A 14,258-nucleotide genomic window follows, 5' to 3' on the forward strand; every position below is an offset into this window, starting at 1 on the left:
ATTGCTGCCGGCCGAGAGGTCGAGCGCGCCGTCCCGCGCAAAGCTGGTAGTTGGTTCTGTCGGTCTTCGCGGGGCTCTTCGGGCGGCAACTTCACCGGCCCGTTAACAAGCAGTCACCGATCTGTTGTCATCGGCGTTCTATCAAATCAGTAACGATACGTTAACCATTAACGATCCGTTAACAATCGGCCGTCTGGACCACGCCCTCGCGCATGCCGTGAGGCGGTGATCCGCGACGTCTTCTCTCAAGCGCTGGAGTGGCTATCCATGTCGACGACCCCTCATGTCCTGGCGACCGGCGATTTCCTGCAGGATTGGTCCAATACTGGCCTTATCACGACCAACGATGATTGGTCGGGGGTCGCATCGATCGTCGGCTATCTCGGCAACGATGTCGTTTCGGCCACCGGGGTGGACGCGCGTACGGCTACCGGACCGTCGTCAGGAGATGTCGACGTCGTCGCCAACCAGACCAACACCGCGATCACCAACGGCGGTGTGGCCGAATTCCAGATTGCCAACCCGACGGTGGCGCTGAACGGCTCGAACAGTGCGGATGCCCCCAGCCTCGTGATCCATCTCGACGCCACCGGCCGCAAGGATGTCCGGCTGAGCTTCGACGCACGCGACCTCGACGCCAGCACGGACGACGCCGCGCAGCAGATCAACGTGCAGTATCGGCTCGGTTCGAGCGGGGCGTGGAGCAACGTTCCGAGCGGCTACGCCGCCGACGTCACCACCGGCGGTGCCGCGACCCAGGTGACGCAGTTCGATCTGCTGCTGCCTGACGCCGTCAACGGCCGCAGCGACCTCCAGGTACGCATTCTCACCACCAACGCCGTCGGCAATGACGAGTGGGTCGGCATCGACGACATCCGCGTCACCAGTTCGTCCGAATCGTCAATCGAAACTCAGCACGTCGCCTTCGCGCCGGATTCGCTTACGGTGTCGCATGACGAAGGTAACAGCGGTCCGACCGTCTATCAGTTCACCGTCGAGCGTAGCGGCGGCACCACGGGCGACGTCGCGTTCTCGGGAACGATCGCTTCGGCGCAGACCGATGCGGCCGACTACGTCGGCGGCAAGCCGGTCAGCTTCAGCGGTAGCATCGCGGCGGGTGAGACCTCCGCGATCGTGACCGTCACCGTCGCCGGCGACGCCGACAATGAGGCGAACGAGAGCTTCACGCTGACGCTGCAGGACGTTTCCAATTCGGCGGCCGTGACCACCACGATCGGCAGCGCCGCGACGGCGACCGGCACCATCGTCAACGACGATGTCGGCATCACCAAGATCAGCACGATTCAGGGCAGCGGAGCCAGCAGCGCCATGGTCGGCCAGACTGTGACCGTCGAAGCCATCGTGGTCGGCGACTTCCAGAACGGCGATGCCGACGCCAACCGCAATCTCAACGGCTTCTATCTCCAGGAGGAAACCACCGATTCCGACGGCAACGTACTGACCTCCGAGGCGATATTCGTCTACGGCAGCGCCACCGACGTCCAGATCGGCGACCGGGTGCGCGTCACCGGCTCGATCAGCGAATATTTCGGCCTGACTGAGCTCACCGCCAGCAACATTTCGGTCGTCCAGGCCGGCGCGGTGGCCGACGTCGGCGCGATGGCGGCGCAGATCAACCTGCCGTCGATGGGCACTACGCTGAGCCAGGACGGCGACTACCAGCCTGATCTTGAAGCCTATGAAGGCATGCTGGTCACGATTCCGCAGACCCTGACCGTCACCGAGCAGTTCAATCTCGACCGTTTCAACGAGATCAAGCTTGTAGCGGGCGAACGGCCCGAACAGTTCACGCAGGAGAACGCGCCCGACGCCGCCGCCTACCAGGCGCATCTGGCCGAGCTCGGGGCTCGCACCATCACCTATGACGATGGCCTGAACGTCCAGAACGCCGCGATCAATAACCTCGACGGCTTCGATCCGAACGACAACCCCTCCGCCACGCCAAACTACGGCACTGCCGACGCGGTCCGGATGGGTGACACCGTCACCGGCCTGACCGGCGTGCTCGACTATCAATGGGCCGGCAACTCCGCCTCGGGAGCGACCTGGCGGATCCGCTCGGTCGAGGACGGCGCCAACACCTTCGGGGCCGGCGACAATCCGCGCACCGATGCGCCGGAAGACGTCGGCGGCCGCCTGAAGGTGGCGAGCTTCAACGTGCTGAACTACTTCACGACGCTGGACAATGGCGGCACCACCGCGATCGGCGAAGCGCCGCGCGGCGCCGACAACGCCGTGGAGTTCGCGCGTCAGACCGAGAAGCTGGTCGCGACCATCCTCGACATGGACGTCGACGTGCTGGCGCTGACCGAACTGGAGAACGACTTCTCCGCTGCATCCTCCGGCAACGCGATCAAGTATCTGGTCGAACAGCTCAATGCCGTGGCTGGGGCCGGTACCTATGCCTGGGTCGATCCCGGCCAGCAGTTCGTTGGCGGCGACGCCATCGCGGTCGGCTTCATCTACGACACCACCGCGGTGAAGATCGCCGACGGTACGACCATCGAGACCCTCAACGACGCCGACCTGCCCGGGCTCGGCCTCGGCGGCCTGCTCGGGCAGAGCACGGTCGGGGCGGTGTTCGACGGCGAGAACACCAGCCGCAACGCGATCGCGGTGACCTTCGAGGAGCTTGCGACCGGCGAAACCTTCACGGCGATCGCCAACCATCTCAAGTCCAAGAGCGGTACCGGCTCCGGCGCCGATTCCGATCAGGGCGACGGCCAGGGCAACTGGCAGAACCAGCGCGAGCTGGCCGCCACCGCGCTGACCGCGTGGGCGGCGAGCGATCCGACCGGCTCGGGCGATCCGGACGTGATGCTGCTCGGCGACTTCAACGGCTACGCTAAGGAGCAGTCGACCGCGCTCATCGAGGGCGCCGGCTATGAGAATCTGCACGACCGCGAGGACGACGCTTATTCCTATGTGTTCGACGGCCAGACCGGCACGCTCGACTATGCCTTCGCCAATGCCAGCCTCGGCGGGCAGGTGTCCGGTGTGACCACCTGGCACATCAACGCCGACGAGGCCGACGCGCTCGACTACAACACCGACTACGGCCGCGACACCTCGATCTTCGACGGCGACTCCGCGATCCGGGTGTCCGACCACGATCCGGTGGTCGTGGGCCTCAATCTCGGGGAACAGGAGCCGACCCCGGCTTACACGCTGCAAATCCTGCATGCATCGGACTTCGAGGCGGGCCTGAACGCGGTCGATCGCGCCGGCAACTTCGCGGCGATCGTCGACTATCTCGAGGAGACCTATGACAACTCGATCACGCTGTCGTCGGGCGACAATTTCATTCCCAGCCCGTTCTTCAGCGCCGGCAGCGACGGCTCGCTGAAGGAGGTCTACGAAACCGCGCTGGAGACCTATTACGGCCTCGCTGCCGGGACGCTGAACATCTCGCCGGGCTTCGGCACCGCCGACATGGCGATGCTGAACATGATCGGCGTGCAGGCCTCGGCGATCGGCAATCACGAATTCGACGCCGGCACCAAGGCGTTCGCCGACATCATCAAGCAGACCGCCGGCTATCCCGGCGCGCAGTTCCCGTACCTCGCGGCCAATCTGGACTTCTCGGCCGATGCCAATCTCGCCTCGGTCTACACCGGCACGATTCAGGATTCCGACGCCTACACCGGCTTCCCGCCGGCGGCCGGCATCGGCAAGAAGATCGCGCCAGCCTCGGTCATCGAGGAGAACGGCGAAAAGATCGGCGTGATCGGCGCGACCACGCAGATCGTGCAGAGCATCTCCTCGACCGGCGGCGTCGAAGTGATCGGCGACAATGTCGATGACATGGCGGCGCTGGCGGCAATCCTGCAGCCGACGATCGACGGTCTGCTGGCCCAGGGCATCAACAAGATCATCCTGGTCAGCCATCTGCAGCAGCTCGCGCTCGAAAAGGCGCTGGCGCCCCTGCTGCACGGCGTCGACGTCATCGTCGCCGGCGGCTCGCACACGCTGCTGGCGGACGAGACCGACGCGCTCCGTGCCGGCGACACCGCTGCCGACACCTATCCGATCGTCACCGCGAACGCCGACGGCAAAACCACGCTGATCGTCAATACCTCCGGCGAGTACTCCTATGTCGGACGACTGGTGGTCGATTTCGATGCCGAAGGCAACGTGATCTACACCGCCAACACGGCAGTCAACGGTGCCTACGCCAGCACGGAAGAGGTGGTCGGGTCGCTGTACGATGGCAACACCACGGTCGATGTCGACGATGACGGCGACGTGGACGCCGACGACGCCGATCCGCTTGCCGACGGCGGCCGCGGCGATCTGGTCAACGACGTCGCCCAGGCGGTGGGCGGGATCATCGACGTGCAGGACGGTAACACCTTCGGCAAGACGGACGTCTATCTCGAGGGCCGCCGCAGCGAGGCGCGCACCGAGGAGACCAACCTCGGCGACCTCTCCGCCGATGCGAACCTTTGGTACGCCCAGAAGGTCGACCCGACCGTGCTCGTTTCAATCAAGAACGGCGGCGGCATCCGCGACTCGATCGGCTACGTCTATGCGGTCGGCGGCGAAGCGGTGGAGAGCCCGCCGCTGGCGAACACCAGCGTCGGCAAGGAAGCCGGCGAGGTGTCGCAGCTCGATATCGCCAACTCGCTGCGCTTCAACAACGCGCTGTCGATGGTCACGGTGACTGCGGATCAGCTGCTCGAGGTGCTTGAGCACGCGGTGGCGGCGACCACGGCGACCGCGACGCCCGGCCAGTTCGCCCAGGTCGGCGGCATCGCGTTCTCGTTCGACATGGACTTGCCGGCCGGAAACCGCGTGCAGTCGGCGGCGTTGATCGACGACAACGGCAATCCGGTGCTGGCGCTGGTCGCGAACGGCGAGCTGGTGGTCGATCCGGAGATGGCGATCCGGGTCGTGACCTTGAGCTTCCTGCTCACCGGCGGCGACGGCTATCCGTTCGCGAGCTTCGTCGCGGCCAATCCCGCCTTTGCCAACGTCGTCAATCTGTCGCCAGACCTGGTTCCGGATGCCGGGCAGGGGGCGAACTTCGCCACCGAAGGCACCGAGCAGGATGCCTTCGCCGAATACATGGCGGCGAACTACTCCGACACGGCCTATGACGTCGCCGACACCGACCGGGCGCACGACGAACGCATCCAGAACCTCGACTATCGCCAGGACACGGTGCTCGAAACCGAGGCGCTGGTGCTGGTCGGTGACGACGGTGACAACGAACTCACCGGCGCGCTCGGTGACGACGTCCTCACCGGCCTCGGGGGCGACGACGTCCTCGCCGGGCTCGGTGGCGACGACCAGCTCGATGGCGGCGAAGGCGATGATACCCTGTCCGGCGGCGACGGCGACGACACGCTGCTTGGCGGTGCAGGCGATGACACGCTCGACGGTGGCGCCGGCGACGACCGGCTGGAGGGCGGCGACGGTGACGACACCCTGACCGGCGGCGAAGGCGACGACGTCCTGGTCGGCGGCGAAGGCTACGACACCCTGCAAGGTGGCGACGGCAACGACGAGCTGGTGGCTGGCGCCGGCGACACTGCTGAAGCCGGCGAGGGCGACGATCTCATCATCGTCTCCACCGACGATCCCGCGCCGAGCTTGATCGACGGCGGCGCCGGCAACGACACCGTCAAGCTGATCGGCGGCGGCACGGCGGAACTGATCGCCACGCTCAATGTCGAGAACCTGCTGGTGGCCGCAGGCGCCTGGTCGGTGGCTGGATCGGCATCCTACGACGATGTGACGATCCAGGGCGGCGCGACGCTGGCTTCGAGCCTCGTTGTGGATAACAACGACCACGTCGCCATCGAGGCCGGCGGCGCGCTCTCGGTGTCGGGCAATGCGATCGTCTGGCAGGGCGGTGGCAACGCGGTCATCGACAATGCCGGCGAGATATCAGGCTCGACCCGTGCGCTCACCACCACGGCGGGGGCGACCGGCTCGGTGACCCTCAACAACCAGGCCGGTGGCGTCGTCCGCGGCGCGCTGACCCCGGAACGGGCCGGTCACGCCGACGCGACCATCACCGTCAACAACGCCGGCGTGATCGAAGCGAACGGCCGCGTCCTCGACTTCCGCACCTTCGACAACAACGGCGCGTCGGCGGTGATCAACAACCTTGCCGGGGGCGTCATCCGCCAGCATGGCAGCGACACCGACGTGATCCGCCCGGGCGCTGACGGCGTCGTCAACAACTGGGGGACGATCACGACGGATCCGACCTTCGTGGGCGGAGGCGATCTGATCGACTTCCAGAGCGACACCGGCGGCAATGTCAACAACTACGCCGGCGGCTGGATGGAAGCTTCGCGTCATGCCGTCACCGGTGACAATGCCGTCACCGTCATCAACAGCGGCACGATGATCGGCCGCAACGGCTCGGCGGTGAATCTCGACACCGACGGAACCGAAGCGCAGAAGGCGTTCATCACCAACCACGGCGTGATGGAGGGCCGCTCCGCCGAACTGTCCGACAGCGACGGCGACGCCATCGATGTCGACGGTCTGGTGCAGATCGTGAACTACGGCAAGATCTCGGGCCTCGGCGCCGAGGGCTATCACGACGGCGAGCCGAACGTCTCCGAAGCGATCGCGATCGGCGGCGGCAGCATCGTCAACAATGCCGGCGGCGAGATCTACGGCTACGGCCGTGCGATCCAGGTCGACAACTCGAGCAACGCCAACGCGCTGGGGGTGACGACCATCGTCAACCACGGCCTGATCAAGGGCGACGGCCACGGTCCGGAAGGGGTCACCCCCGAGGATGCGGCGCGGTTCGACCTGCGCGGCAACGAGGCGATCAACCTGGTCGGCACCTATGCCGACAGCCTCACCAACAGCGCCACCGGTCAGATCGTCGGCGGCGTCTCGATGGGCGGCGGCAGCGACACGCTGAGCAATGACGGCTCGATCACCGCCACCGGCGGATCAGCGGTGAACATGGGCGAGGGTGACGATCTGATCGTCAACCGCGCCATCATCACCGGCGACGTCCTGCTCGGCGCCGGTGCCGACGAGCTGTCAACCAGAGCTCCGGCGTCATCACCGGCGACGTCAGCTTCGGCGACGGCAACGACAGGCTCGGCAACACCGGCAAGATCGTCGGCAAGGTCGATCTCGGCGCCGGCGACGACTTCGTCAACATCTGGATCGGGTCCGATATCCAGGGCCAGATCCTGCTCGGCGACGGCAACGATATATTGATCTCCAACGACTGGATCTCGACCAACATGGAGATCGACGGCGGTTCCGGGAACGACGAGATCTACACCTCGTTCGGTAACGACACCATCCACGGCGGCGAAGGCAACGATCGGATCTACGCCAACCAGGGCAACGACACCGTCTACGGCGATGCAGGCAACGACGAGATCTACGGCAACGACGGCGACGACCTGATCATTGGTGGTGCCGGCGACGACACCATCGACGGCGGGGCGGGGGCCGACATCGCGGCCTTCTCCGGCGCGATTGCCGGATACGCGATGACGCTCAATGCCGACGGCTCGATCAACATCGCTGATCAGGTCGGCGGCGACGGCACCGACACGCTCGGCAACATCGAGGAACTCGGCTTCGCCGACGGCACCTGGAAGCTGCGCATCGGAACCGGCGGCAGCGATACGATCGTCGGCGGCCTCGGCAACGATCTGGTGTTCGGCGGCGCCGGCGACGACACCTTCATCGGCGGCCATGGTCTGGATCGTTACGACGGCGGCGACGGCGTCGACACCATCGACTACAGTCACATCCTGTTCGAGCTGACGGTCGACCTCGACTCCGGGCTGGCCTATTATCCGGGCTATCTCCCGGGCGCCGACCATCTCGCCGGGATCGAGAACGCGGTAGGCACGGCGTTCGGCGACACGCTGATCGGCTCGGCCGGAGCCAACACCCTGAACGGCGGCCTCGGTGACGACCTGCTGATCGGCGGCGCCGGTGATGATGTGCTGCTCGGCGGCTTCGGCGACGACGTGCTCCGAGGCGGTGCTGGTGACGACACCATCGACGGCGGCTGCGGTCAGGACGTGTTGGATCTGTCCGACGCCACCGGTGCAGTCACGATCAACCTGGCGTCCGGCATCGCGACCGGCGCAGGCATCGGCACCGACCACTTCAGCGGCATCGAGGGCTTCGTGCTCGGCGCTGGTGCAGACCATCTTACAGGCGGCAACGGCGCCGATATGTTCGATGGCGGAGCCGGCAACGACGTCATCGCCGGTGGTGCCGGCAATGACACGCTGCGCGGCGGCGACGGCGACGACGGCGTCGACGGTGGCTCCGGCAACGACGTGATCGAGGGTGGCCTCGGCAAGGACGCGTTGAAGGGCGGCTCGGGTGTCGACGCCATCTCCGGCGGCGATGGCGACGACAACATCGATGGCGGCTCCGAGAACGACATGCTCAATGGTGATGCCGGCAACGACACCATCAAGGGTGGCTCGGGTGCCGACATCCTCGCGGGCGATGCCGGCAACGACATCCTGTCCGGCGGCTCGGGTGCCGACGTGTTCATGTTCGCCGCCGGATTCGGCAAGGACACCGTCACCGACTTCGCCACCACCGGTTCCTCGGCCGACGTGCTGCAATTCTCGAGCAGCCTGTTCTCCAACTTCGCCGAAGTGATGTCGCACACCACGCAGGTCGGCAACAACGTCGTCGTGACGCTCGATGCCGACAACACCGTGACGCTGGCCAATCTGCAGATGGCCTCGCTCGCGGCAGACGATTTCCGCTTCGTCTGATCCATCGCCGACTGAACCGAACCACGGAACGCAGCAGCGTTCCGTGGTTTTTCTGGATCATGCGAGCTCACCGAGATGGTGCTGTTGAACCAGCATGGTCGTGTGGCAGAAGCGATCGGATCGCGCGTGCTCTTGGTGCGTAATGGGAAGGTCATAACGCCGCCGTGGTCCGAAGGCGCACTCGAGAGCATCACGATCGACATCGTTGAAGAGCTGTGCAAGACAATGAGGATGCCATTCGAGTGTCGCCCGATCGAGCGAACGGAGCTCATTATCGCGGATGAATGGCGTTTGTTGGAACGCTGAATGAAATCACGCTGATCAGCGAGGTTGATGGCAATAAGCCCGACGAATCCGGCGTGCTGAAAAGTATCGCCGAGCGGTATCGCAGCGCCGTACACGGCGTCGAGGTTCATCCGGCCGTTGATATGGACTGCAGGCCGTCTGCGCAATTGCTGAGCGTTGCGGCCGAATAGCGTGCGAGGAACGCCTCGCATGAGGCGTGGCTGGCCACAGCGACGGCGCCGATCGCGGGCAATGAGGTCGCACTATCGAGACACTAGCGCCTATCGCACGCCGTACCGCGAGAAGTCCTCGACGATCGTGGGGCGAATGGCTTTTGCGGCTGCAATGTCGGCGTCGCCGCCGATCGCGTCGCCCTTCTTCAGTCTGGCCAAGCCCCTTCCGTAGAGGGAACTTGCAAGCTTTGGGTCAAATGTCAGCGCCGAGCTGTAGTCTGCGACGGCCGCGTCGAGCGCGCCCATCTTTAGATGGACCATCCCGCGCGAGTCGTACGTGGCCGCCTTGTTCAGCTGGGATCGAAGCGATCTGTTGCAATCCTCCAGCGCTGCCTGCAGGGCGCCAAGCACGGCTCTGGTCCAGCAGCGGCCGCTCCATACCTCGTCAAGATCCGATGTGAGACGGATGGCCTCGTCGTGGTCGGACGACGCGGCATCGTACTCATTCTTCTTCAGGTGCGCTTGCGCACGATTGGCGAAGGCTTTGGCGTAGCCGGGGTCCAGCCTGATGGCCTGGTCGAGCGTCTGAATCGCGAGGTCGTATTCGCCTTTCAGCAGGTAGGCCACACCCCGATTATTGTAGGGCTTGGCGAATTCAGGTGCCAGCTTGATCGATTCATTGAAGTCTTGGATTGCGCGGTCGTAGTCGCCCTTCGCAACGTAGGCATTCCCACGATTATTGTAGGAAATCGCCAGGCCTGCTGCCGTGCTCTGGTGCGAGTCGATCAGCGTCGAGCAAGCGGAAATCCGTGAGTCGAGCGAGCTGCGCTCCGAGCCATTGCAGAGTTCAAGATCCCGGAGGCTGTTGGCCGTCGGGTTCTGCGCGGCAGCCAACGACGGCAGGAGTAGCAAGGCCAGGGCGCATATGACGACGATGCCTCTCGATCGGCGGGTTTGCGCGGCCGCAGCGTGGCGGGCGTGCGCCGAACCTTGTGGGCATTTGCTGAACGACGGTTGCGCGTATGGCAATGATCCTAGCAGCCTCGACAGATGTTGAGATCGAACTTGCGGGTAGCGTTCTGGCGGGGTTCTCGCGTCGCGGGTGCCTCCGTTTTCTTCCTGCCCTCCTCGATAAGCGTGGAGAATTTGACTGAGCCATCATCCGAGATTGCGACGTGCGGTGTGGTCCCTCGAATTCCCATGGTCGCGACAGGAGTGTCGACCTTCATATCGCCTGTTTTGGCAACCTTTCCGGCGACGAAGGTGAACGTCCCCCTGGTTAGACTAAACAAGGTCGAATTCGAGTTTCCTCCAGGGTCATACACGAACTCGTCCAGGACCATCCGGGCGTTGGTCGATAGATTGAAAGTTGTGCCATCCGTAAAATTGATGCCGACCCGGCCGTCAGCCCCGGTCCGGATGACATCGCCTACATAGACGGGGTCTCCAACCTTCGTCGAGCCAGACGCTTTGGCCTCGATGACGACTGCGTTCGCATGTTCGATGGCCACCGCGCCGGTGACGCTGACGACCTTTCCGATGAGCTTCGCTGCATCCTGGATCGCGGGCGGCGCTGCATTGACTTGCGCTTCTGCTGGTCCGGCGAACGAGCCTGGCAGAGTCAAAACGAAATAGGTCGCCAGCGCGGTAATCGTGCGAACGAACATAATCTCCCCCTTCCGAGAAGATCACCAATTATAACACAAGCAACGCGCCTTTCGATTCCGAATATCGCGGACCGACTAGGCCTCTCGGGCTAGACTGAGCGACCTAGGTTTCCGATGCCCGTGCCGGTGTTGCGCCGCGCATAGACGGCTGCATCTCGGTCGAGTACATTGATTGAACAAATTTCTGTGAAGCGCTGAGCTCTGTGCAGGTCACATGGCACCAGATTTTTTTTCATGCGCGCGAAGTCATTTTCGACGGGCAGATGTCGGTTGCGGCGCAGGGCGTCCGTTCAAGGCGCAGGCGATATAACAGGCATATTTGGCAATCACGGGCGGCGCGCGGATTTTGACAGCCGAGGCTGAGGCAATGTCAATTTGCCACCATGCTGAGTTGGAGAACGCAGGTGAAGCAATTGCGGTTCCGCGTTGTCAACTTGTCGACAATCCCCGGACCACGACTTTTCTTAGTCGTGCGCGCGCCTCGTTCGCGAGTTGGATGACAAGAGGACTCGCGTTCGTTGGGACGTTTGGGGGAAGCCGAGCCCCATCCGAGGTAACTGGCATGCTGTGGTTCACAGCCCTGATCTTGGCTGAGTCAAAGCAAGCTCGTGCGGCCGACCCCGAAGCCACATTCCTGGATGATGGTATCATTACCTACAAGGACCTCGCGCATGGCGAGTTCGAACTCGTAACCAAAGAGGCGATCCCGCGACATATTCTGGTTGACGATCCCGGACAGACTATTGTTCTGCACGAAAAAGGATCCTCGTTCGCCGTAAACAAGGTCAACAATACTGCCGCTCAGATGGAGGAGCTCCGCGCCGCACAACAGGACGTGCTCGCCAATTTTTCGAAGGAGACAGGAGCAAAGGGATCAAGCACACCTCCGTCCGTTAACCCCCTGACGCCTCAACGCATCGATTTTATCAGGCCTGATGCCCCGCTTCCGCAGCTTCCGCCGGCGATACAAACGCTCTTTGTCGTTCCCGCTATCGTCGATCCTCCCGTGCGGTCGTTGACCGCCACGGCTTTGCCGATTGTTACCGACACGTCTGCCCTTGACCATTTCCCCTCGACTGCCGGTGCTCTGAAGGCGATCAACTTTGATACCGGCGCTCCGCTGAGCTACAGCATAAGCGGCGGGGTCACTGGAGCCGCGAAACTGGGCGGTGTGACATATGATGTTTCCAAAGCCGGTCAATATGGCACGCTTTACGTCAACAGCTCGACCGGCGCCTACGCGTTCGCTCCGGATAATCACGCGATCAATGCGCTGACTGCGACGACAACCGAAGGTTTCGTTGTCACGGTCTCGGACGGTGCATCCAGGGCCGATCAGACCTTCACGGTCACCATCAACGGTGTCAATGACGCAGCGATTATCGCCGGCGACGCGACGGGCGCGGTGGACGCGGCAGGTGCCGCCGCCAATGCTGCCGCCGGCACGGCGACGGCAACAGGCACGCTTACCGATACGGATGTCGATAACCCGCCCAACGCCTTTAAGCCAGTCAGTGCGCCTCAGGCGAGCGATGGTGGGTACGGTGTCTTCACGATGACGGTGGATGGCGTGTGGACTTACGTGCTGACCGATACCAGGGGTGCGGTAAAGGCGCTTGATGTCGGTGGCACCCTTACCGACAGCTTCACGGTGGCGACAATCGACGACACACGAAAGGCGGTGACAATCACCATCCGCGGCGCTAATGACGGGCCGATCGCACACGCTGATGTGCTGCCGTTGCTTCCTCCGAGCGCGGCGAATGTGAGCCAGGGCGGCTCGCTGACGATCGCCGCAAGCACTCTGCTTGCGAATGACACCGACCCCGATACCGGCGATCATCTGGCGGTCCTTTCCGTGAGTGGACTCAGTGCGAGCGGTGCGGCGGTGTCGCTCTCCGGCACTGACATCATCTACGAATCGACGAGCGCCGCTGTCCTTCGCGCCCTCGGGGCCGGGCAGACCGTCACCGATTCTTTCGCTTATACGATAGCTGACACTCATGGTGCGACTGCGTCGGCGACCGTGACGCTGGTCGTAGCGGGCATCAACGATCCACCGACAATTCTCAGCGAGACCGATCCACCGGTGCAGGCCGTCGTGGTCAATCCAATCGCGCTGGCCGAGGGGGTAAACACAAACTCGCTGGGCCTGGCGACAGAGTCGTTCGATGACCTGCCAAGCGGATCCGACGCGTTCCACGGCAACTTTTATAGTGCTTCGCTGGATGCCACATTTTCGGGATCGGGAAATGTCGGCGTCATCAATGGATCGATCCCCGGCGTCGCGGTCGCTCTGTTCCTCGGACCGTTGCCAGGCGGCGCGGATACCACCGACTATTTGAGCCTCAGCGCGGGCAGCACCGAGACAATCACCTTTGGCTCGGAGAGAAACACGTTTGGCCTGTATTGGGGTACGATTGACCCAATGAACAAGGTCAGTTTCTACAACGGCGTGAATCTTGTTGTATCCTACACCGGCGCCGAAGTTGCGGCGCTCTTGAGCGCACATCAGGGTGTGTTCGCTTCGAATGGCTATTTGGAATTTGTCGGAATCAACCCCTTCGACCGGGTGGTTCTAGAAACGGGCAACTTCAACGCATTTGAGCTCGAAAACATCTCTGCGGGAGTTGTCCTCGATCGCCACGCCGGCCTCGCGGGACCAGTATCGGGAACGCTGACCGTGAACGACGTCGATATCGGCGACACGCTCACCGCGTCAGTGATCGGAAACGCCAGCGTTGAATTCAGCGGCTCGAACGGCTCAACGACGCTGCCCTTCGGCGCCGATATCGCAACGCTGGTCGATGCCAGCTACATCGCGTTCGACATCGTCAAGACAAATGGTGCGACGCAGACGTTGAATTGGACCTACAGTCCGACTGATGCCGATCTCGATTTTCTCAAAGCCGGCGATGAATTGACCATTAGATATACGGCGCAGGTCAATGACGGGCACGGCAATGTGGGAAGTCAGGCGCTGACGATTACGATAGTCGGTACCTATGCGTCACAAGACATGTCGCACCTAAGCGTTGTCAATGGTACCAGTGCAGACGAGACATTTCAGAACGTCGGCAACGGCGTCACGATCTTCGGCGCAGGAGGAAGCGACAATTTCGTGTTCAATGAGAATTTTGGCACCGCAACAATCGGCGATTTCGATGTCGATAATGACACGATAGCGATCAGTCGTAACTTGTTCGGCAGCGTTGCCGAGATCTTGGCTGCAGCAACCGACGCCGGCCCGGACACGATCATTACATCGCCCGCCACTCACGATGCTATTGTGCTGAAGGGGGTATCACCAGCGCAGCTGCATGGCTCGGAGTTCCAGCTGCTCTGACCGTCGAGGGCTTTGGGTTAGAGCA

General features: G+C 63.2%; 7 protein-coding genes. 5 read left to right on the forward strand and 2 right to left on the reverse strand.

Going from position 1 to position 14,258, the window contains the following annotated elements; genetic code table 11:
* Nucleotides 1-267: 267 nt before the first annotated feature.
* From IVB23_RS37650 to IVB23_RS37665, 4 genes are all read left to right on the forward strand, one after another.
* A complete protein-coding gene (locus IVB23_RS37650) occupies nt 268-7,221 on the forward strand; it encodes an ExeM/NucH family extracellular endonuclease (protein WP_247801988.1) in 6,954 nt (2,317 codons plus the stop codon).
* Nucleotides 7,218-8,762 (forward strand): calcium-binding protein, encoded by a 1,545-nt coding sequence (locus tag IVB23_RS37655; protein ID WP_247801989.1) that lies wholly within the window; start codon nt 7,218-7,220, stop codon nt 8,760-8,762. Before IVB23_RS37650 ends, IVB23_RS37655 begins: the two co-directional genes overlap by 4 nt.
* Nucleotides 8,763-8,837: 75 nt before the next feature.
* Nucleotides 8,838-9,068: an aminotransferase class IV gene (locus tag IVB23_RS37660; RefSeq protein ID WP_061877236.1), complete on the forward strand. Its 231-nt coding sequence runs from the start codon at nt 8,838-8,840 to the stop codon at nt 9,066-9,068.
* The gene (locus tag IVB23_RS37665; protein WP_061877237.1) at nt 9,047-9,238 is read left to right on the forward strand and encodes a hypothetical protein; all 192 of its coding nucleotides are present in this window, start codon (nt 9,047-9,049) and stop codon (nt 9,236-9,238) included. The genes IVB23_RS37660 and IVB23_RS37665 overlap by 22 nt, the downstream gene beginning before the upstream one ends.
* A 90-nt stretch (nt 9,239-9,328) precedes the next feature.
* On the opposite strand, the gene IVB23_RS37670 is transcribed toward IVB23_RS37665, so the two are convergent.
* Together IVB23_RS37670 and IVB23_RS37675 are read right to left on the reverse strand one after the other, a co-directional pair.
* Complete coding sequence (locus tag IVB23_RS37670; RefSeq protein WP_247801990.1) at nt 9,329-10,249, reverse strand: tetratricopeptide repeat protein; 921 nt, start codon at nt 10,247-10,249, stop codon at nt 9,329-9,331.
* Between the two features lie 5 nt (nt 10,250-10,254).
* Nucleotides 10,255-10,887 (reverse strand): FecR domain-containing protein, encoded by a 633-nt coding sequence (locus IVB23_RS37675; protein ID WP_247801991.1) that lies wholly within the window; start codon nt 10,885-10,887, stop codon nt 10,255-10,257.
* A 562-nt stretch (nt 10,888-11,449) separates the two neighbouring features.
* Here IVB23_RS37675 and IVB23_RS37680 point away from each other — a divergent pair.
* On the forward strand, nt 11,450-14,233 hold the full coding sequence (locus tag IVB23_RS37680; protein ID WP_247801992.1) for a VCBS domain-containing protein: 2,784 nt from the start codon (nt 11,450-11,452) through the stop codon (nt 14,231-14,233).
* The last annotated feature ends 25 nt before the right edge of the window (nt 14,234-14,258 follow it).

It is taken from the genome of Bradyrhizobium sp. 191 (genome assembly GCF_023100985.1).
GTDB classification, from domain to species: domain Bacteria; phylum Pseudomonadota; class Alphaproteobacteria; order Rhizobiales; family Xanthobacteraceae; genus Bradyrhizobium; species Bradyrhizobium diversitatis.